We start from the raw sequence: 19829 nt of genomic DNA, 5'->3' as shown, positions 1-19829 counted from the left end.
TTTATTCACCTCTTTACGAATGTTCGATTGTTGACATTTTTTCCTGTGCAGAAGAGGTATTCGCATTTGATGCCATAAAGATTTCTTTTGCTTCTTTGATGGCTGCATCGATGGTTTCTTCTGCTGGTAAATCTTTGGTTTCACGAATCGTTTCGAAAATATTTGGATGGTTGGCATCTAAATATTCAAAAAGTGATTCTTCAAAATCCAAAATACTTCCCACTGGAATACTGTCAATAAATCCATGTGTCAGTGCATACAAAATGATGACTTGTTTTTCAACAGCAAGTGGTGCATGCAATTTTTGTTTTAAAATTTCTACTGTTCGACGTCCACGATTTAATTTGGCTTGCGTTGCAGCATCCAAATCAGAACCAAACTGTGTGAAGGCTTCTAGTTCACGATAGCTGGCTAAGTCCAAACGCAATGTACCGGCAACTTTTTTCATTGCTTTGATTTGCGCGGAACCTCCTACACGTGAAACGGACAATCCAGCATCTACGGCAGGTCGAACACCTGAATAGAACAAATCACTTTCTAAGAAAATTTGTCCATCTGTAATAGAAATTACGTTGGTTGGAATATAGGCAGAAATGTCTCCTGCTTGTGTTTCAACAAATGGCAAGGCAGTCATTGAACCACCGCCTAATTCATCACTCAATTTTGCAGCACGTTCCAATAGACGAGAATGCAGATAGAAAACATCCCCTGGATATGCTTCACGACCTGGTGGCCGACGTAACAGCAACGAAAGTTCACGATAAGCGACCGCTTGTTTTGACAAGTCATCAAAGACAATTAAGACATGCTTGCCGTTATACATAAATTCTTCACCCATTGCAGTACCTGCATATGGAGCGATATAAAGTAATGGTGCTGGTTGAGATGCCCCGGCAGCGACCACGATCGTATAATCCATTGCACCAAATTTGCGCAAGGTTTCAACTTGTGCCCGAACCGTTGAATCCTTTTGACCGATTGCAACATAAATACAAATCATATTTTGACCTTTTTGGTTGATGATTGTATCTACAGCAATCGACGTTTTCCCGGTTTTCCGGTCACCAATGACTAACTCCCGTTGTCCACGACCGATTGGTACAAGGGCATCAATGGCTTTCAGCCCAGTTTGCATTGGTTCAGAAACGGATTTCCGTTGCATAACGCCTGGTGCTGAAGCTTCCACTGGACGTGATTTGTCCGTATTGATTGCTCCTAATCCATCAATAGGTTGTCCTAATGGATTAACGACTCGTCCAATCATCGCTTCCCCAACAGGAACTTCCATGATTTTTCCAGTTCGTTTTACTTTATCACCTTCACGAATGGTTTCAAAATCTCCAAGGATAATGATCCCGACATCGTTTGTTTCTAAGTTTTGTGCCATACCGTAAGAACCGTTTGAGAATTCAAGCAGTTCTCCACTCATGGCATTTTCAAGACCGTGAGCCCGAGCAATACCGTCTCCGACATAGGTCACGGTACCGATTTCTTCAACTGTTAATTCGCTTTGAAAATTTTTGATTTGTTCTTTGATCAAGGCACTGATTTCTTCAGCTTTGATGGCCATTCGATTCACCTCTTTACATATCTATTGTTTGCGTAATTGGGTGCGCAAACCTTCCAAACGGTTTCTGATGCTGCCATCAATGACTTGATGGTTTGCCTCAACGATCACACCGCCGATTATTTCTGGATCAACACGCTCCGTCAACTCCGCTTTTTCATAACCAAGACGCTGAGCGATTTTCACCGCTACTTGCGCTTTTTGCTTCTCAGTTAATTTTACGGCAGTCGTGATGGTTCCTGAGATCACATTTTTTGCTTCGTTATACCGACGCTCATATTCATCGATAATCAAGATAAGATCATCCATGCGATTGTAGCGGTAAACGACTTCGAGAAAATTCTTAACGATCCCATTGTATTCTTGAAGGATTTGCTCCATGATCGTACGTTTACTAGTTAAATCCAAACGGACATCACTCAGAATATTACCCAGATCCGGAATTTCTTGAAAAACATTGCGTAACGATACAAGTTCTTGATAAACAGTTTCTGACTGCTGTTCTTCGACCGCCAGTTCAAACAGCGCTCTGCCATAACGTTTACCAACTGTGAATTTATCTAGTTTCATTAGATGATCCTAGACTTTCAATGTATTGATTGATTAAAGATTCATGCATTTCAGGAGAAAGCTCTTTGTTTAATATTTTTTCAGCTATTTGCAAAGAAAGCGTCGTAACGTCGTCTTTCACCGCATTTAAAGCTGTTTCTTTTTCCAAAGAGATATCGGATTTTGCCTTTTCTTTTAGGCGGATCACTTCGTCTTTGGTTTCATTTAAAATATTTTGACGGCTCAATTCTCCACTATCTTTCGCGTTTTTGATGATTTCAGCGGCTTCTGAACGAGAACTCATCAATTGTGTCTGACGCTTCTCTTCAAGTTTAGCAGCATTAATCCGCGATTCTTCTGCTGAATCTAAATCATTGGCGATCTTATCTTCTCTTTTTTTCATTAAATCGGCTATTGCACTCCAAGCGAAGTGTTTCAACAGCGCGAGTAAAATAACGAAAGCTCCACTTACAGTGATTATATTACCAAGCATTGTATTTTGGACTTCCGCAAGTACCAGCTGATTTAGCATAAGCGTATCTCCTTGTTCATATTCAGGTAGGAAATTTTTTCAAAATCCCTTCCACATTCCAGACGCCCTATCTCATTCCATTAAACATCATGGAAAAAGGGGAACTGACATCCTGTTCATACTTTCAGTGAAAATTGTTTTTCTTCAAAATTGTCTGTCTCAAGAATCATGCAAAAAAGCAGAACACGGATATCAAACAGTTCTGCCTCTCTTCTTAATTAACGGAAGACTAGAAGTAAAGCAACAACCACACCTAGAATAGGAACAGCTTCGACTAGCGCTACACCGATAAACATAGTTGAACGTAATTGTGTTGCCATTTCTGGTTGGCGTGCCATAGATTCAATCGTTTTAGAAATAACTTTTCCGTTACCATAACCTGCCCCGATTGCTGCTCCGACGATTGCGATACTTGCTGCGATAAAATTCATAATTTTTTTCCTCCTAATTGTAAGTCCTAGTTTATTCTTCTGCCTCAATCTTATGGCTCATAAATACCATAGATAAAGTGACGAACACGTATGCCTGAATGGCACCAATAAATAATGAGAAACCGATCCAAATCATTTCAAGAGGGATAACGAAAGGTAAAGAAATCCATCCGACTTGGTTCATCATACTTGCGATCAGGCCTAATAAAACCTCACCCGCAAAAATATTACCATAGAGACGCAATCCTAATGTGATTACGTTTGTGAATTCTTCGATAATTTTGATAGGCAGTAAAAAACTGACCGGCTTAAAATAAGAATTCGTAATATACCCTTTTAATCCAAATTTCTTTACCCCAAAGTAATGCGTTAAAGAGATCATTATCAATGCAAGAGTAAGTGTTACAAATGGATCAGCAGTTGGGCTTTTCCAAAAAGTGATCTCATCACGAGTCACGATTTTTGTCACAAGTCCAATTTCATTGGCAACAAAAACAAACAGGAACATAGTCAATGAAAGCAAGTGAAAGTTGTTGACTTCATTTCCGGGTAAGTTATCAGAAAGAATCCCGCGGACAAAGTCGATCACCCATTCAATAAAATTCTGTTTGCCTTTTGGTTTGAGCTGCAGATTTCTCGTACAGGCAAAAACTAAGACGAATACGATAATACACGTGATTGCTACCATCAAGGTCACCGTACCGTCAAACCAAATTGGACCAATATGAAACATTAGTGATTTGTCTTCCAATATTTCTCACCTCTTTTCCCACAAGTTCCAGAGACTTCTGGTTAATAATTGCTGTAATGCCAGTAGGTTGATAACCAATCGGTATCATACCACCACCACTGAAAAATTTCAAAACATTTTCAGCAAAAATTAGACAAATTTGCTCATTTGAATAATAGCATTTTCAAATAGGTATAATAAGAAAAGATAATGTATCCTCTTTCCTGAAATTGGAAGTTGATATACAAGTATCTTCTGAGTAAATGCTATCAAAAATCATCAACTTTAGAAAGCAATAACCATCAGATTTGAAAAAAAACATTATAAGAATTCTATGAGAAATTTTTGAGGGCACGTTTGATCTGTCTTTCTTGATCTTTTCGTTTCAGCGTTTCCCGCTTGTCATATTGTTTCTTCCCTTTTGCTAACCCAATCAAAACTTTGGCATACCCGTCTTTGATATACACCTTCAAGGGAACGATCGTCATACCGTTGCTTTGTGTTTCTCCCACTAGCCGGGCAATCTGCTTTTTGTGAAGCAATAATTTCCGTGTGCGTAGTGGATCATGATTAAAAATATTCCCCTGTTCATAAGGGCTGATATGCACATTTGATAAAAAAGCTTCTCCATTACGGATCCGAACGAAACCGTCTTTTAAATTGATTCGGCTATTACGAATCGATTTGATTTCCGTTCCCTGCAAAACGATTCCGGCTTCCATCGTATCAACGATGGTATAGTCATGGCGTGCTTTTTTATTTTGCGCAATCAATTTTCCTTCACCTTTTGGCATAGGTCCACCTCCAGTTATTTACCTTTTTTCTTGATGCCTTTATAAAATGGCTTCTTCTTTTTCTTTCCTTTGATACTTCCTTTTGCGCCGCCACGGTTCTTATTATAAGAGCGTTCTTTTTTCTCATCACTGCCTACTTTACGCCGTTTTGGTTTTTTACGGGCTTGCTGAATTGGTTCGACTTCTTCAGCGGACAACAACTCAAAATCGATTTCCCGTGTTTCCGGATCAGCTTTCACGACTTTGACTCGTACTTTTTGACCAATTTTAAAGGTCAATCCCGTTCGTTCTCCTACCAAGGCCAAATGATTTTCAATAAAGTGGAAGTAATCCTGCTTCAGTGCATTGATATGAATCATACCCTCAATAGTATTTGGCAGCTCGATAAAAATACCAAATTTCACGACGGAACTAATGATTCCATCGTACTCTTCATCAATATGATCCGCCATGAATTCGGCTTTTTTCATACTGTCAACTTCACGTTCCGCCTCAACTGCCCGACGCTCCATTTGAGAACTATGCACAGCAATATCCGGCAATTTTTCTGCCCATTGTTGCTGATTTTCTTCTGAGGAATCCTCTGTATAGGAACGAATCAAGCGATGAACAATCAAATCTGGGTATCGGCGAATTGGGGAAGTAAAATGCGTATAATATTCCGCCGCCAATCCGTAGTGCCCGTAATTTTCTTCGGAGTATTTGGCTTGTTGCATGCTCCGCAATAGCATGGTATTGATCACCGGTGATTCCGGCTTATCTGCGACATCTTCCACTACCTTTTGCAGATCCTTAGGTGTGATTGACCCTTTGGACTGTTTGACGACTAAACCGACTGCAGCGGCAAAATCGAAAAAGCGACGCAATTTGTCTTCTTTTGGTTCTTCGTGAATACGATAAATAAAGGGAAATTTTTGTTTGGAAAAATGTTGCGCCACTGTTTCGTTGGCTGCCAGCATAAAGGATTCAATCATCCGCTCTCCAATACCTCGTTCACGAAGAAGGATATCTAAAGGATGCCCTTTCTCATCAACCAAAACTTTTGCTTCACGATCTTCAAATGAGACAGCTCCGCGATTGGTCCGCATTGTCTCTAAAATCTGATGCAATTCTGCCATTGTTTCAAACATTGTTGTTAATTTTGCGTAGCGGGTTCGAGTTTCTTCTTTTCCTGCAAGAATCTCATTAACTGCCGTATAGGTCATCCGTTCTGCTGTTTGAATGATACTTTGGAAAATATCATAGGAAACGATTTTTCCGGCAGCATCAATCTCCATCTCACAGCTCATTGTCAGCCGAGGAACATGAGGATTCAACGAACAGATGCCATTAGAAAGCCGTTGCGGCAACATAGGGATTACACGGTCCGTCAGATAGACACTGGTTCCCCGTTCGAATGCTTCGCCATCCAACTTGCTGTCAGGAGTCACATAATAAGAAACATCCGCAATATGGACGCCTAGAAAATAATTGCCGTTTTCTAATTTGCGCACCGTAACCGCATCATCCAGATCCTTTGCATCTTCACCATCAATGGTAACGATTTGTTGATTCCGCAAATCTCGACGTTCTGGAAAATCAGCTGGATCAATTTGATCGGCGACTTGATCAGCTTCTGTCAAAACTTCTTCCGGAAATTGAGTAGGGATTCCATTGGCTACAACGATAGACAAGATATCCATTCCAGGATCATTTTTGTGTCCGATTACTCGTTTGACGATACCTTCTAAACTAGTAGCATACCCTTTTTCCGGATAATGAGAAATCTCCACAATCACAATGTTGCCGTCTACAGGGCGGACGCCTTCTGCTGCAACGTACACACTTAAGTGACTGATTTTTTTATCCTTGGGAACTACTACCCCATACAAATCGGTTTCCTTGATTTCATCTTCTGGAAACAGGGTAAATTCACCAACGACTTGTGTCATACTCCGTCGTCGAATCTCCACGACTTTTCCTTCCGCTCCCCGATCTCCAAAAGGATCTGATGGCTTCATGATATCAATTGCGACAGTATCCCCATCCATTGCGTAACCCGTTGCTTCTTTAGGAATATAAATATCCTCTTCCTCTGGATCGACCGTTACAAAGCCAAAGCCTCGTTCATTTCCTCGGAAAATCCCTTCGACTAAAATTTGTTTCTGCGGTAATTTGATTTTTCCCTTTTTAGTAAATACGAGAGTTTTTTCTCTTTCCATTTGGGCAATTGTCTGCACTAAGGCTTTAAAATCTTCCCCTTTTTGTAACTGCAGTCCTTCAGCGATTTCTTCAGCTGAAAAACTTTTTTTACTGTTTTCTTCAATAAACAGCAAAATTTTTTCTTTAATATTCTTCACTAATTTCCCTCATTCCAAGCGAGTGCTTCGATAAAGTCCAGTACATCTCGCTCAAAGTTTTTATGTACGGGATCGACAGTGATTACATGTCCACTGTTAGGGTACCATTTCAAGGTCAATTTGGTTTGCAGGAGTTGCTGAGCGGTTTGAAAGACCGTTTTCGGATCAATCATCTCGTCTTTCCCCCCCTGTGCCAAGAAAACCGGGCTATTCGTATTGACCAACTGACTTCCTGTTTGCTCACCAAATGCTTCGATGGTAGTTAATTGCTGTGCTACACCAGATTTTATTGTTGCCAGTTTGTCTGCCAATTGCGCTTCTGTAAGCTGACTATACTTGTACACTTGCTGTGCATAAGTCACAAAACTTTCCGGTACCGTATTGTTTGTTTTTAAGACTGGCGAACAAAACGCCCCACCACCAATAATTGCACGATCTTTTGTCGTCAATGCCTGCATCGCAAAAATTCCGCCCATAGATAAACCGAACACAGCAATTTGCTGATGCCCTTTCTCCTTTAAAAACGCAAGAGCTTCTAGTACATTTTCCCACCAGATCTCCGGTGATTCTTGTAAAATATCTAGCGGTTCCAGCGTACCATGTCCTTTAAACATCGGTGAATAGACCGTATACTCGTGTTTTTCTAAGAAGCGATGCAGCATCCGCACATCATTTGGGCTGCCTGAATACGCATGCAGCAGTAAAACTGCTCGTGGCCCTTTTTCACTAAAAAGTGTTTTTGGTAAATTTTGTTTTACTCCCATTTGTTCCACCTCGCAACCCCAATTTTACCATACTTTTGCTAAAGCACTCAGCTTCTCGCATTTAAGGATTTTTTTGCATAAAAAAAGTGAAGCACAAGTCAATCGTTCTGTTGATTTGTGCTTCACCTATTGGTTTTATTCTCAGAAATGAACCTCTTGCTCATCCTGACTTCTTCTCTGATTAATGAGAAGATAGATACACTAATACAAAAAGTAAAATCAACCATACAGCACCCATGATTGCTGTTGAGCGTTGCATCACGGCTTCAAATCCCCGTGCTTTTTGCTTGCCAAACAACTGATCTGCACCGCCGGTAAAAGCACTTGCTGCGCTATTTTGTTTGCTTGGTTGCATCATGATCGCAATGACCATTAGAATAGATAAAACAATTACTACTCCGACAATTAAATTATACACAAAACTGTCCTCCTCAATTTTAGAAGTCATCCTTTATAAGATAGCATACTCTTGCTTTTTTTTCCATAGAAAGATGTCTTTCAAAAAAGCCTGTTGACAAGGATCAACAGACTCACTACATGTTTTTATCGTTTATTTTCGCAAAACATCCTGATACTCGCTTTTTTCGGAGAATTCTTTTTTGGCAAACGGACACAGCGGTATGATTTTCAGACCATCGCGACGTGCTTTATCGACACCACTGCGAACTAATTTTTCCGCCAGTTTTTGCCCGCGATAGGTTGGATCAACAAAGGTGTGATCGATGATCATGATTTCTTCTCCTGCATCTGCCCAGGTCATTTCACCGATTTCTTCCCCTTCGTCATTGTACAAAGCAAACCGATTTTTTTCTTCTTTGATTTCCATTACTTTTCGTCCCTTCGAATATATTTGAGCGCTCCTGTTGGACAGGTATTAATAACCTGAACCGCATGATCTGCAATCCCATTATCCGGAATGATCCACGGACGGCGGCCTACTTCAAATATTTCTGGATTTCCACGAACACAATTTCCTACGTGGGCACAAATCTCTTTATTGTAATAGATATCTACGGTTTCGCCAGAGTATTTGCGATACCCTTCTGCTAATAACGTCTCTTCTGTTACTTCAACCGAGCCGATTTTATTTCCCTCCATCACCCAGCGCCTCCTCACTTTTGCCTACATTTTAACAGTAACTTTCAAAAGTGACAACTAATTGTTCCAAGGACAGTTGCTAGAACAATTAAATCGATGGATAGCGATTATTTCGCTGTCTTATCAAGAGATTTCTAAATAATCAGCGATAAAATCTTCGATGGTTTGCCAGTATTCTTCCGGATACAATTCTTTTGCTTGTAAATGACCTGCGTTATCAAAAATCTTCAAGATTTTTTCTCCCGCGGTGGCCTCCATCAAGGTTGCGGTTTCTTTTACCGGTACAAACTGATCTGTTGCCCCTTGTAAAAATAAAACCGGCAAATGATTGCTACCCAATTGTCGCGTTACAGATGCTTGTCGCAAGGAATAACCGGCTATTTTTTTGGCATAGCTGTTGGCAAGAACCATGAAACGCTTCACGGGATATTTGGTCAAGCGTTGCAGCATCCAATAAAATTCGCTGTAAACAGAAGTATAACTGCTGTCGGCAATCAACCCTTTCACATTTCCCGGCAGCTTTTCTCCGCTAGCCATCAAAACCGCTGCAGCTCCCATAGAACCGCCATGCAGTAAAATGTCCGCCTCCGGTTCTTTGGTCAAAACTTGCTGAATCCATTCAATCAAATCCAAACGATCCAGCCAACCTAACCCAATGATTTCTCCTTGACTTTGACCGTGAGCACGCAAATCCGGTACTAACACGCTATACCCTTTCTGATAATAATAAGCGGCAACATCCGACATATCTTGAAAGCCATTGCTGCGATACCCATGAACACAGATTACCCAAGTTTTCGACGGTTGTACAAAAGCCTTGGCTTTCAATTCCAGATCATCAGCTGTTGTGCAACGCCATGTTTTTCCCAAGAGCCAAAACGCCTCCTCTTGCGGAGTAAACTCTCCAGCTTGCCAGTCTGGATTCAATAAGTGATGCCCTTCTTCTAAATACCACTGATTTTGCCGTTGAAGAACAGCATCTGTAAAAAAACGTGCCCAATGACGCAAATAAAATCTTGCCGCCACAAACAGCACGAGAATTAGTCCAACAATAATAAGTACTATCATCCACATGATCCTTCATCCCTTCGCCTTTCTATTTCAGTTTAGCATTTTCTTTCAAGTTCCGGCAATTAATCCTGTGAATGTTTGAAATAAGTTAATTTTTTTGAAATACGATATACTTGTAATAAGAACGTTTCCAAAAAGTCTACTTACTTTGAGTAAGAATGTTTGAACAAACGATTTTTTAGGATTACAATGGCACCATAAAAATCATGAAAGAAGTGATCATTTATGTCAAAAATCAATGCAAGTGTCGCAATGGTCAAAGTTATGGCAGATTGGGGAATCGATCATATTTATGGTATTCCTGGAGGCTCCTTTAACTCAACGATGGACGCACTTTATGAAGAACGCCAAGCAGTGAAATATATCCAAGTTCGCCATGAAGAAGCCGGCGCTCTCGCTGCTGCGGCAGATGCAAAATTAACCGGCAAAATCGGGGCAGTATTTGGTTCAGCTGGTCCCGGTGCAACGCATTTGATCAACGGTCTGTATGACGCTCAAATGGACAGCGTTCCTGTTTTAGCATTATTAGGACAAGTTCCTTCGACTTCAATGAACTACAATGCGTTTCAAGAACTAAATGAAAATCCAATGTTTGCAGATGTCAGCATTTATAACCGAACCGTGATGACACCGGAAAGTCTGCCTCATGTTATTGACGAAGCCATCAAAGCTGCCTATGAACAAAAAGGTGTCGCTGTCGTAACTATTCCTGTGGATTATGGTTTTGCAGCCATCGAGGATACCTTTGTTTCTACTGCCCATACGCATCAAACAGGTCTGCCAATGCCAACAGAAGAACAACTAGCAAAAGTTCTGCCTTTGATCAAGGAAGCGAAACAACCCGTGCTTTATATTGGACAAGGCTTACGGGGACATTTCGAAACCGTCAAAAATTTCTCTGAACACTTTAGTATGCCGGTAGCCTCCGCAGTTTTAGGAAAAGGAATCGTACCAGAATCCTATGAAAACTTTTTAGGTTTTGCGGCTCGGGTAGCGACAAAACCCGCTAATGAAGCGTTGGCAGTCGCGGACTTGATTTTATTCGTCGGTAGTAATTTTCCCTTCGGTACTTATTTCTTTAATCCTGAAGCAAAATTCGTACAAATTGATATCGACGGATCAAAATTTGGTCGCCGTCATCCAGTAGATGTTGCAGTTTTAGGTGATGCCGCTACGGCACTTGAGCACTTGATTGCAAACGGTGACCCGCGTCCGGCGGATCATTGGCTGCACGCCAATCAGGAAAATATTAAAAACTGGCATCAATGGCGTCATAGTTTTTACGACGACGATCGTGCTCCTTTACGTCCAGAACCAGTTTTCAAAGAAATCAATCGAATCGCTGAAGAAGATGCAGTTTTCGTTGTCGATGTCGGCAATGTTACCTTAAGTTCTGTGCGTCATTTGGAAATGAATGGCAAACAAGCCTTTACGACTTCTGGCTGGTTCGCTACGATGGGTTATGGTGTTCCTGGCGGAATCGCAGCCCAATTAAGCTATCCTGATCGCCAAGTCTTTACAATCTCCGGTGATGGCGGATTTGCAATGAACATGCAAGACATAATCACTCAAGTAAAATACAATTTGCCTATCATCAACATCGTTTTGACGAACGATTCATTAGGTTTCATTGAAGCCGAACAAGAGGACACAAATAAAGCCTATTTTGGCGTACTTTTACAAGATGCTGACTTTGGTAAAGTCGGTGAAGCATTAGGTGCAAAAGGCTTTACAATTACTTCTTACGATCAACTAGCACCTGCTTTTGAAGCAGCGAAAAATTCTGATCGTCCTGTCGTTATCGACGTGAAAATCGCCGATGATCGTCCATTGCCTGTTGAAGCACTGGAATTAGATCCCGAAAAATTCAGTTCCGAAGAAATCAAAAAATTCCAAGAACGCTATGAAGTGACCGACATGCCAAGTTTGACAGAGTTGCTTCACTAAAAGAGAAAAAAAGTCTATGCGATTCAAGCTCGCATAGACTTTTTGTTTACTCAAAAACTTGATTGACATCCTCCAACATAATTTCAAGAGACTCTAACCCGCTGCCTGACAGATACCAAACTTGGGGATCAAGATTGATCACCTTTCCATTTTTACCGGTATTCGTTTGTTGCACCAGTTGGTTTTCAACAAGCTGACTTTCACTCGTATCTCCACCGATTGCTTTGGTGCGGTCGATCACAAAAAGAATATCAGGATTTTTTTCCAACAGGTATTCATAGGAAACACTTTGTCCATGGGTAGAGGCTTCGATGTTATCATCTGCTGTTGGAAACCCGAATGTATCGTGAATAATACCAAATCGTGAACCCATTCCATAAGCAGATAAACTGCCTTCATTTACTAAAACAATTAAGGCTTTCTCCTCAGTTGCTTCTGCCTGTTCTTTTGTTTTTGTAATTTTTTGTGAAAGTTCAGTGATTTTTTCTTCTACCAGTTCTTTTTTATCAAAAATTTCTCCGATTATTAAAATATTATTCTGGATTGACTGCCAAGTATCCGTTGCATCTACACTTAAAAATAGCGTAGGGGCGATGGCGGACAATTCCTTTTCAAAATCCTTCTGGCGACCGGAAATGATGATTAGATCCGGTTGCATCTGATTGATTTTTTCCAAGTCTGGTTCTTTGATTCCACCAGCAGAATCCACTGTTTGATAGGCTTCTAAATAATCCGGCATGTTCGTTGTCGCCGCACCGATGATTCGATCTCCTACACCCAAAGCATCCATCGTATCAATAGCACTATTGTCAAAAACAACTACTTTTTTTGGGTTCAGGGGAATAGTGGTCTCTCCTTCGGCAGCCGTCACTGTTATTTCTGCTGGTTTGGCGGCGACACTTTCTTTTGCTCCCTGACTCCCGCAAGCAGTCAAAGCAAAGGCGGCTGCGATTAAACTTCCTACTATCATTTTTTTCATTTTTTTCCTCCTATTGAAAGTACATGCAAAAGCGTTTCCCTTCGATTTCATAAATTTTTATTTTCATTCCGTAAAGCCGATTAATGATTTCCGGCTGAATGATTTCCGTGGTTGGCCCTGAGGCAAAAAGTTTTCCTTCCTTCAATGCCACAATATGATCGGCAAATCCGGCAGCAAAATTGATGTCATGTAAAACGATTACTACGGTTTTCTTTTCCTTTTGAACCAAATCTTTCAGTAAATGCATCATTTGGTTGGCGTGATTCAGATCCAAATTATTCAGCGGTTCATCCAATAAAATATACTCAGTATCCTGAGCCAAAATCATCGCAATGTACACCCGTTGAAGTTGTCCGCCAGATAGCGTATGGATTGATTGTTCTGCCATTTCCTGCAAAGACATTTGCTGGATGGCCTGTTGAATAATCTGCTGATCATTTTTGGTCAGTTTTCCTCGACTATAAGGATATCGTCCAAATGCCACCAGTTCTCGAACCGTGATATTCAGCTGAATGCCATTGCTCTGCTTTAGAATTGCCAACTTTTTTGCCAACTCTTTTGATCGCCAAGTTCGCAATTCTCCATGATCCAAATAAATTTCTCCACTTGATTGTGGTTGGATACGACTGACAAGGGAAAGAAAGGTACTTTTTCCAGCACCATTTGGACCGATGAATGCCACCAGTTGCTCTTGAGGAATTTCTAAATCAATCTCCTGCAAGACCATTTTTCCCTGATATTTTTTTGAAAGTCCTTCTGTTGAAATCATCCACGTTTCCTCTCTGACAAAATTTTTCCGATAAAGAAAATTCCACCGATAAATTGAATGATGGTACTAATAGTCGTTGTCCATTGAAATACTTGCTCCACCAAAAATTGTCCGCCAATCAAGAGAATGCTGCCAATCAGAAAACCTCCAATAAAAAGCTGGCGATGATGAAACGTTTGAAAAACTTGATAGCTGAGGGTAGCAACAATAAAACCAAGAAAAATGGTGGGGCCAACTAATGCAGTGGCCGTTCCGGTCATTACAGCGACCCCCAACAAGCACCACTTTTGAAAGGCCGCCAAAGAAATTCCCAGATTCACGGCATGATCTCTTCCCAAGTGCAGAACATCTAGTTCAGGCGAGACCAGCCAAAAAAACAGACTACAGCCAAAAATCAAAACTGCTGCCATGAGCAAATGTTGACTAGGAACATTGCTGAAGCTGGCAAAAAGGCGTCCCTGCAGCAAATCGTATTCATTCGGGTCCATAATCACTTGTAAAAAGCTGCTGATACTGGAAAAAAAAGTTCCCGCAATCATTCCCACCATTAATAATAAAAACAATTCCCCTGAATGCTTGTCCATAAAAAAACCAATAAATAAAACACTGAGCACTGCCATAATTCCGATGTTCACTAAAAACAAGCTCGTCGTTTCCTGACTTAACATTGTGACACCGCCTACAAAAAAGAACAACAACGTTTGAATCATGACATAAAGGTTGTCCAGTCCCAAAATCCCTGGGGTCAAAAATTGATTTCTCGTTAGTGTCTGAAAAACAATGGTACTAATCGAAGAAACCACAGCCACTAATAAAAAAGCGGTAATCTTTTTTCCCCGTAAACGCAGGGCAAACGCCCAATTTCCATAAGTCTGGTAGGTCAGATAAAATAAAATCAACACTAACAGAATCAGAAACAACCACACCATTTTATTTTTCAACCAGCGGTTCATTTACGTTTCCTCCAAAGCAATAAGAATATGAATAATCCACCACCTAGAACTCCCACCACGACACTTACTGGAACTTCATAAGGCGGGATAATGATTCGCGCTAAAATATCACAGAATACAAGAAAAATACTACCCGTGATGGCTGTCATACCTAACGTGCTTTTTAAATGATCTCCATAGAATAGGGAAACCAGATTCGGAACCACCACACCAAGAAATGGAATATTTCCCACCATGATTAAAACAGCGCTGCTCCCTAAAGCAACCAAAGCAAAAATTCCCCATTGCAACACTTGGTAATTCATTCCTAAATTTTTTGCCGTTGTTTCTCCCAAACCTGCAATCGTTATCTGGTATCCAAAATAATAAAGAAGAAGGAAAACCGGAATCGTCACATACAACAACTCATAACTCCCCTGCATGACAGTGGAAAAATTTCCCTGCATCCAGGAAGAAACGTTTTGCACCAATTGAAATTGATAGGCAAAAAAAGTAGCAATCGAACCAATGATATTGCCAAACATTACTCCTGTCAGAGGGAGAATCATTTGATCGCCTTTCGGCAGCCAACGCCGCAATCCCAGAAATAATAAAACGCCGGCGTAAGCAAAAAGAAAAGCCACCGAAGAACGAAGCAAAATAGAATGATTGGGTAAAAAGAGCATCACCAATAGAATTCCCAAACGGGCGCTATCCATCATACCAATCGTATTTGCTGATACAAAACGATTTTGCATCATATGTTGCATGATCATTCCACATACCCCTAATGTTCCTCCCGCTAACACCAAACTAATGGTACGAGGTATGCGTGTTTGCATAAGCAAAAACCATTCTATTTCATTTCCTGCAAGAATATCTGCGAACGTCACTTCATGGACACCGATAAACAGTGAAACGAAAAACAATACCACCAAAACGAGAAAACTGATTTTTTTCATAGTCACTGCCTTTTCTTTTTTAATTGAGAATGATTATCACTCTCGTCACCTTAGTTTATGTTAAAAAAACAAATAATTCAACAGGATTTTGAATTAAAATTGATAAATTTGCTAATAATAGCCATTAACAGTTTCTCTTTCATAAGATGCGCCCAATTATAATAACTAGCCATCATCTTTTTGACACAAAAAAAGCTTCTCTTTTTTCTGATAACAGTAAAAGGAGAAGCTTTTAGATTCATTCACTCAAAAATAATTATTTGTTTTTCAAGTTGTAGAAAGATTTCAAACCTTTGTATTCTGCAACGTCACCCAATTGGCCTTCGATACGTAATAATTGATTGTATTTTGCAATACGGTCAGTACTACCTGTGATTTTTTTCTTCTATATACTCTCTTATACTCCCTTCTGATTCGGCAGTTGCATCATTGACAATCGTAAAATCAGCGGCATTTTTTGAAGCCAGACCACTAAAAACACGTTGCAGTTCTTCAGAGACTGCACCATTGATCAATAATTTCCCATCAGGATGTTGCTTGATCTCTTCGACCAAATTCTGTTGATCTTGTTTATTACGCATCTCTCCTACGGTCATACTCACACAGCAACGCTCCCGAAATGTTCCCAAGTATTTTCTCTGCTCCTCTGGATTGATTCGTGGCGAGAACCATAACGTCCTTTATCTAAGTACTGCTGCACTTCATCTTTTGCCAATCTATTCACTTCCTTATAAATAAGTTTTTTCTTTAAAATCAGTATGTCAAAAAGGAAAAAAACTTACTGACACTTTGCCAAGCTAACAAGAAATCCCTTTCACAGAAAAACTATCCAAAAACCATTGTACTTTTATTTGGATTATCTTATAGTTGAAGATGGTTTAAAAAAAATTTTTATCAAAAGCCCGTCAATAAACGGGCTTTTGTCGTATTTTCAAAAAGGAGTGTTTTACAATCAAGCGTTATAAAAATTTGTTACAACAAGAGTTTCACCATTATTCAAAGGACAAACTGCAAAAAGATCTATTGGCTGGATTGACGGTCGCTGCTGTCGCATTGCCGTTAGCGTTAGCCTTTGGTGTTTCCAGCGGCGCAGATGCTGCAGCTGGAATGATCACAGCTATCATTGCTGGTGTTGTGATTGGCAGTTTGTCTGGAGGATTTTATCAAATCTCTGGTCCGACTGGTGCCATGGCCGCCATTTTGATGGGGATCATCGCCGCACAAGGGCTCGCAGGCGTATTAGTCGCCACCTTCATTGCTGGAATCCTGTTATTGCTTGCAGGCTTATTCAAACTAGGTACACTTACTTCCTTTATTCCTTCGCCGGTTATCACAGGCTTTACTTCAGGAATCGCCATTATTATCGCACTAGGACAAATCGATAACTTTTTAGGTACGACCTCTGTCGGCGAGACAGCTATCGCAAAATTGCTGAGTTATAAAACAGATTTTACACCGCATTTACCTACTTTATTATTAGGACTGATCATCTTATTCATATTGATCTTTTATCCCAAAAAATGGAACCAAGTTTTACCAGCTTCCCTTGCAGCAATTATTCTAGCGACTATCGCTGCCTTCATTTTTAAATTACCCGTAGCAAAAGTGGGCAAGATCCCCACCTCATTGCTGACAAATGAACGACTGAATCTTGCTGCAATCGATCTTCCCTTAATCAAGCAATTATTTTTTCCCGCAGTCAGTATCGCGATGTTAGGAATGATTGAAAGTCTGCTCTGCGGTGCTTCAGCCGGACGAATGACCGGAAAAGATCTTGACAGCAACCAAGAATTAATTGCTCAAGGAATCGGCAATATTATTTTGCCTTTTTTTGGCGGGATTCCCGCAACGGCAGCAATTGCACGAACTAGCGTAGCTATCAAATCAGGTGCCCAAACACGATTGGCTGGAATTTTTCACGCACTCTTCTTATTTCTATCCATGATTATTTTTGCTCCAGTTATGTCACAGATTCCGATGGCCGCACTTGCCAGCGTCTTGCTTATCACAAGCTGGCGGATGCATGAATGGTCCACGATCAAAACGATGATTCTCCAAAAAAATCGAACCGCGCTGTTGCTGTTTTCTGTTACGATGTTGAGTACGATCATTTTTGATTTAAGTATCGCGATTGTTATCGGCATTATTTTCAGCTGCATTTTCTTTATCGCTAAAAGTGCAAAAATCTCGATCATCACAGAAGAGATCGATTGGCAAAGAATTAATTTGCCACCTTCTACTGTCGGTTCTGATTGGGCGGTTATCTATATTACTGGACCATTATTCTTCATGTCTACCAATCAATTAAAACAAGAACTCGATCAAGTCGTAGATAAAGAAGGCCTCATCTTTTCACTTCGCGGTGTACCTAGTATCGACTTGACCGCGTTAGATACTTTTGCTGATTACTTTTCAATCGCCGCGTTGCACGATCAAAAATTAGTCTTTACTTCGATGCAGCCAGAAGTAGAAAAACAATTCCAACAACTTTGGCAAAAAAATACGGATCGTCCTATCCAACATCCAACCGTTGCTCATGCACTTCATGCATTGCATCAAGAATATTAGATCCTAAGAGCTTGGGACATAAGTCCCAAGCTCTTTTTTGATATATTCTCTTACGTTATCAGCTGCGGTCAAATCGAATTACTCATCCTCAGTAAAGAAATCCGAATCAATTGCATGTGCTTCAATAATTTGCTTAACGTCTACCCCGACTTTATGGCGAATCATTTCTTTGGCTAATTTCTCCCCATCAATTAGTATAATCTTCGCTAATTTTAAATGATTACCGTATTCTCTTGCTTCAGAAGAGAATTTAGCGGTTATAATAAATACGCCTTGGTTCAGACCTTCGTAACGATCATCCATTGCACCTTTAACCTTTTGGATTTCAGGACGTCCAACTGTCCTTGTAGGATTCCAACGTTTTGCTTGAACATAAATATTATGAAAGCCTAATGGATCTTCATTGATGATCCCATCAATACCGCCATCACCACTTTTGACTGTCAATAAACTACCGTCTCCATATCCCTTTGCATTGAGCAGCTTCAGCACAATTTTTTCGAAATAAAAGGGAGAGTTTTCAAGAATTTTCGCAAGAATATCTTCTCTGAGTTCTGCATCAATTAACGCTACTTTGCTGATAATTGCTTCTTCAGGAGTTTCCTCATCGTTGCTTGGATCTTCTGTATCAGCATTTCCACGCGACTTATTCTTAAATTTTCTAAAGGATTCAAACTGCATTAACTTCTTATTATCAACAAAATCCTCTTTCAGCAAATTATAACCCACATCAGTAATGCGATAAATTCCACGACTAGGGATTACAACAGCTCCCGCCTGTTTTAAATAAGATAACGACCAGCCTAATCAATTATTGAACTGAATGATTCCCGATTCAAGTCGAAAATTTATTTGTTCTTGAGTTAAGTTCAATACATTTGCAACTTCTATTCTAATTTCTTTGACAACTTTTGGTGATCCATCAGCTAATACTTGTAAAGTATATGGATACAATTCTTCGTATGTCGGTAAATTCACTACTATCTACTCCTCCAAAACGATAACAAACCATAACTTCTGCTTTCTTACAAAACAATATAAGTAAATCACGGTTCAAAAACATCGATGTTTTGACGTTTTTGAATCCTGGTGGCTATAACTATCTTTACTGGGAAGCCTATATTTACCACATTGAACAGATCAATTTATGAAATTCTATTCAACATATGTCCTTCAAATAATATTATTTTTTCTATTTTTTTTGCCTTAAATGTTTCAAATTCGTAATAGATTGTAAAATAATTTTCTTTATTTTTATTGGTTAATAACGCTAAGAAGAAGGCTTGCTTTCCATGCGAAACAGATGCAATAGAAGTTACAGTCTCTGCTTCCATGCTCCATTGTTCTAGATCTGCTAAATTTTTGATTTCCTTTCCATCGGGCAGGACTATGGACAGGTGACTTGTTGAGTCTAATTGTAATTCCGTTAGATTCTTTGTTAACAGATTAATTGAATACGTTTCAATAAATTTATTCTTTGGCGAATTATTACAATTACTATTAGTAATAATTTTCAAATTTTTTCCTCCATTCTGCTTTTGTTACCTACATAGTATCATATTTCAATTTTATGGCTACCTACCGACCTTTTATACTTATCAATACTCAATAGCCCCCCCTCATTTTGACACAAAAAAACCTGCGAGAATTTCTTCTCACAGGCTTTTGGCTCTTTGTCAAATAGTGTTGTTTTGAATTAAATCTGGAAAAGAGAGCATTCCGGTGTTCTCTTTTTTTGTTATTTAAATGATTATACAGAGATTCTGCTGAATAAGAATTCTCTTGCGCAGGTGGCGG

Annotated in this window: 22 protein-coding genes and 2 pseudogenes; 2 read left to right on the top strand and 22 right to left on the bottom strand. The window is 39.9% G+C overall.

The window, feature by feature from the left end; all coding sequences use genetic code 11:
- Window positions 1-13 precede the first annotated feature (13 nt).
- The 12 genes from atpA to FFM66_RS03175 form a co-directional block, all read right to left on the bottom strand.
- Window positions 14-1570: a F0F1 ATP synthase subunit alpha gene (gene atpA / locus FFM66_RS03230; RefSeq protein ID WP_048604777.1), complete on the bottom strand. Its 1557-nt coding sequence runs from the start codon at window positions 1568-1570 to the stop codon at window positions 14-16.
- A gap of 21 nt (window positions 1571-1591) precedes the next feature.
- A complete protein-coding gene (locus FFM66_RS03225; RefSeq protein WP_048604776.1) occupies window positions 1592-2137 on the bottom strand; it encodes a F0F1 ATP synthase subunit delta in 546 nt (181 codons plus the stop codon).
- Entirely contained in the window at window positions 2124-2648 is a 525-nt protein-coding gene (gene atpF, locus FFM66_RS03220; protein ID WP_048604775.1) for a F0F1 ATP synthase subunit B, read from the bottom strand. The genes FFM66_RS03225 and atpF overlap by 14 nt, the downstream gene beginning before the upstream one ends.
- Before the next feature lie 218 nt (window positions 2649-2866).
- Window positions 2867-3079, bottom strand: coding sequence for an ATP synthase F0 subunit C (atpE, locus tag FFM66_RS03215; protein WP_048604774.1), 213 nt, complete (start codon window positions 3077-3079; stop codon window positions 2867-2869).
- A gap of 31 nt (window positions 3080-3110) precedes the next feature.
- Window positions 3111-3830, bottom strand: coding sequence for a F0F1 ATP synthase subunit A (gene atpB, locus FFM66_RS03210; protein WP_048604773.1), 720 nt, complete (start codon window positions 3828-3830; stop codon window positions 3111-3113).
- A 311-nt stretch (window positions 3831-4141) separates the two neighbouring features.
- The gene (gene smpB, locus FFM66_RS03205; RefSeq protein WP_048604772.1) at window positions 4142-4603 is read right to left on the bottom strand and encodes an SsrA-binding protein SmpB; all 462 of its coding nucleotides are present in this window, start codon (window positions 4601-4603) and stop codon (window positions 4142-4144) included.
- 14 nt (window positions 4604-4617) lie between these two features.
- Window positions 4618-6942 carry a ribonuclease R gene (gene rnr / locus FFM66_RS03200; RefSeq protein WP_137604982.1) on the bottom strand — a complete coding sequence of 775 codons (2325 nt, stop codon included), beginning with the start codon at window positions 6940-6942 and terminating at the stop codon, window positions 4618-4620.
- The gene (locus FFM66_RS03195; protein WP_048604770.1) at window positions 6942-7706 is read right to left on the bottom strand and encodes an alpha/beta hydrolase; all 765 of its coding nucleotides are present in this window, start codon (window positions 7704-7706) and stop codon (window positions 6942-6944) included. The genes rnr and FFM66_RS03195 overlap by 1 nt, the downstream gene beginning before the upstream one ends.
- Window positions 7707-7887: 181 nt before the next feature.
- On the bottom strand, window positions 7888-8124 hold the full coding sequence (gene secG, locus FFM66_RS03190) for a preprotein translocase subunit SecG (protein WP_048604769.1): 237 nt from the start codon (window positions 8122-8124) through the stop codon (window positions 7888-7890).
- A gap of 132 nt (window positions 8125-8256) precedes the next feature.
- Window positions 8257-8532 carry a GNAT family N-acetyltransferase gene (locus FFM66_RS03185; protein ID WP_048604768.1) on the bottom strand — a complete coding sequence of 92 codons (276 nt, stop codon included), beginning with the start codon at window positions 8530-8532 and terminating at the stop codon, window positions 8257-8259.
- On the bottom strand, window positions 8532-8804 hold the full coding sequence (locus FFM66_RS03180) for a (4Fe-4S)-binding protein (RefSeq protein ID WP_048604767.1): 273 nt from the start codon (window positions 8802-8804) through the stop codon (window positions 8532-8534). Before FFM66_RS03180 ends, FFM66_RS03185 begins: the two co-directional genes overlap by 1 nt.
- 123 nt (window positions 8805-8927) lie before the next feature.
- The gene (locus tag FFM66_RS03175) at window positions 8928-9872 is read right to left on the bottom strand and encodes an alpha/beta hydrolase (RefSeq protein ID WP_137604981.1); all 945 of its coding nucleotides are present in this window, start codon (window positions 9870-9872) and stop codon (window positions 8928-8930) included.
- A gap of 228 nt (window positions 9873-10100) precedes the next feature.
- Between FFM66_RS03175 and spxB the strand changes: the two genes are divergently transcribed.
- Window positions 10101-11822: a pyruvate oxidase gene (spxB, locus tag FFM66_RS03170; RefSeq protein ID WP_137604980.1), complete on the top strand. Its 1722-nt coding sequence runs from the start codon at window positions 10101-10103 to the stop codon at window positions 11820-11822.
- Window positions 11823-11868: 46 nt separating this feature from the next.
- Here the strand turns inward: spxB and FFM66_RS03165 are convergent, their stop codons facing one another.
- From FFM66_RS03165 to FFM66_RS11540, 6 genes and pseudogenes are all read right to left on the bottom strand, one after another.
- On the bottom strand, window positions 11869-12801 hold the full coding sequence (locus tag FFM66_RS03165) for a siderophore ABC transporter substrate-binding protein (RefSeq protein WP_137604979.1): 933 nt from the start codon (window positions 12799-12801) through the stop codon (window positions 11869-11871).
- Window positions 12802-12811: 10 nt separating this feature from the next.
- Entirely contained in the window at window positions 12812-13570 is a 759-nt protein-coding gene (locus FFM66_RS03160; RefSeq protein WP_137604978.1) for an iron ABC transporter ATP-binding protein, read from the bottom strand.
- Entirely contained in the window at window positions 13567-14523 is a 957-nt protein-coding gene (locus tag FFM66_RS03155; protein ID WP_048604763.1) for an iron chelate uptake ABC transporter family permease subunit, read from the bottom strand. Before FFM66_RS03155 ends, FFM66_RS03160 begins: the two co-directional genes overlap by 4 nt.
- Window positions 14520-15464, bottom strand: coding sequence for an ABC transporter permease (locus tag FFM66_RS03150; RefSeq protein WP_137604977.1), 945 nt, complete (start codon window positions 15462-15464; stop codon window positions 14520-14522). Before FFM66_RS03150 ends, FFM66_RS03155 begins: the two co-directional genes overlap by 4 nt.
- Before the next feature lie 256 nt (window positions 15465-15720).
- Window positions 15721-15837 (bottom strand): annotated as a pseudogene (locus FFM66_RS11545) (hypothetical protein); the annotation flags it as partial.
- On the bottom strand, window positions 15830-16066 hold the full coding sequence (locus FFM66_RS11540; RefSeq protein WP_371851508.1) for a DUF1694 domain-containing protein: 237 nt from the start codon (window positions 16064-16066) through the stop codon (window positions 15830-15832). The pseudogene FFM66_RS11545 and the gene FFM66_RS11540, both read right to left, overlap by 8 nt.
- A gap of 349 nt (window positions 16067-16415) precedes the next feature.
- On the opposite strand from FFM66_RS11540, the gene FFM66_RS03135 reads away from it, so the two are divergent.
- A complete protein-coding gene (locus FFM66_RS03135) occupies window positions 16416-18032 on the top strand; it encodes a SulP family inorganic anion transporter (protein ID WP_171000786.1) in 1617 nt (538 codons plus the stop codon).
- Window positions 18033-18110: 78 nt separating this feature from the next.
- Here the strand turns inward: FFM66_RS03135 and FFM66_RS03130 are convergent, their stop codons facing one another.
- The 4 genes and pseudogenes from FFM66_RS03130 to FFM66_RS03125 all read right to left on the bottom strand — a co-directional run bounded on the left by FFM66_RS03130 (window position 18111) and on the right by FFM66_RS03125 (window position 19549).
- Window positions 18111-18749 carry a restriction endonuclease gene (locus tag FFM66_RS03130; protein WP_161527005.1) on the bottom strand — a complete coding sequence of 213 codons (639 nt, stop codon included), beginning with the start codon at window positions 18747-18749 and terminating at the stop codon, window positions 18111-18113.
- A gap of 3 nt (window positions 18750-18752) precedes the next feature.
- Window positions 18753-18827: pseudogene (locus tag FFM66_RS11535) on the bottom strand (hypothetical protein); the annotation flags it as partial.
- Between the two features lie 12 nt (window positions 18828-18839).
- Entirely contained in the window at window positions 18840-19010 is a 171-nt protein-coding gene (locus FFM66_RS11315) for a hypothetical protein (protein WP_161527004.1), read from the bottom strand.
- A 167-nt stretch (window positions 19011-19177) separates the two neighbouring features.
- Window positions 19178-19549 (bottom strand): hypothetical protein, encoded by a 372-nt coding sequence (locus FFM66_RS03125; RefSeq protein ID WP_048604759.1) that lies wholly within the window; start codon window positions 19547-19549, stop codon window positions 19178-19180.
- Between the last annotated feature and the right edge of the window lie 280 nt (window positions 19550-19829).

It is taken from the genome of Enterococcus songbeiensis (assembly GCF_005405265.1).
Classification (GTDB): Bacteria; Bacillota; Bacilli; order Lactobacillales; family Enterococcaceae; genus Enterococcus_C; species Enterococcus_C songbeiensis.
This window is presented reverse-complemented; position numbering and strand designations above follow the sequence as displayed.

Bases quoted from the DNA above. Each gene is read 5' to 3' on its own strand.
- FFM66_RS03165 (WP_137604979.1), bottom strand. From the start codon at position 12,801: ATGAAAAAAATGATAGTAGGAAGTTTAATCGCAGCCGCCTTTGCTTTG.
- FFM66_RS03185 (WP_048604768.1), bottom strand. From the start codon at position 8,532: ATGGAAATCAAAGAAGAAAAAAATCGGTTTGCTTTGTACAATGACGAA.
- FFM66_RS03155 (WP_048604763.1), bottom strand. From the start codon at position 14,523: ATGAACCGCTGGTTGAAAAATAAAATGGTGTGGTTGTTTCTGATTCTG.
- FFM66_RS03225 (WP_048604776.1), bottom strand. From the start codon at position 2,137: ATGAAACTAGATAAATTCACAGTTGGTAAACGTTATGGCAGAGCGCTG.
- FFM66_RS03195 (WP_048604770.1), bottom strand. From the start codon at position 7,706: ATGGGAGTAAAACAAAATTTACCAAAAACACTTTTTAGTGAAAAAGGG.
- atpA (WP_048604777.1), bottom strand. From the start codon at position 1,570: ATGGCCATCAAAGCTGAAGAAATCAGTGCCTTGATCAAAGAACAAATC.
- FFM66_RS03160 (WP_137604978.1), bottom strand. From the start codon at position 13,570: ATGATTTCAACAGAAGGACTTTCAAAAAAATATCAGGGAAAAATGGTC.
- FFM66_RS03150 (WP_137604977.1), bottom strand. From the start codon at position 15,464: ATGAAAAAAATCAGTTTTCTCGTTTTGGTGGTATTGTTTTTCGTTTCA.
- FFM66_RS03175 (WP_137604981.1), bottom strand. From the start codon at position 9,872: ATGATAGTACTTATTATTGTTGGACTAATTCTCGTGCTGTTTGTGGCG.
- spxB (WP_137604980.1), top strand. From the start codon at position 10,101: ATGTCAAAAATCAATGCAAGTGTCGCAATGGTCAAAGTTATGGCAGAT.
- smpB (WP_048604772.1), bottom strand. From the start codon at position 4,603: ATGCCAAAAGGTGAAGGAAAATTGATTGCGCAAAATAAAAAAGCACGC.
- atpF (WP_048604775.1), bottom strand. From the start codon at position 2,648: ATGCTAAATCAGCTGGTACTTGCGGAAGTCCAAAATACAATGCTTGGT.
- FFM66_RS03180 (WP_048604767.1), bottom strand. From the start codon at position 8,804: ATGGAGGGAAATAAAATCGGCTCGGTTGAAGTAACAGAAGAGACGTTA.
- atpE (WP_048604774.1), bottom strand. From the start codon at position 3,079: ATGAATTTTATCGCAGCAAGTATCGCAATCGTCGGAGCAGCAATCGGG.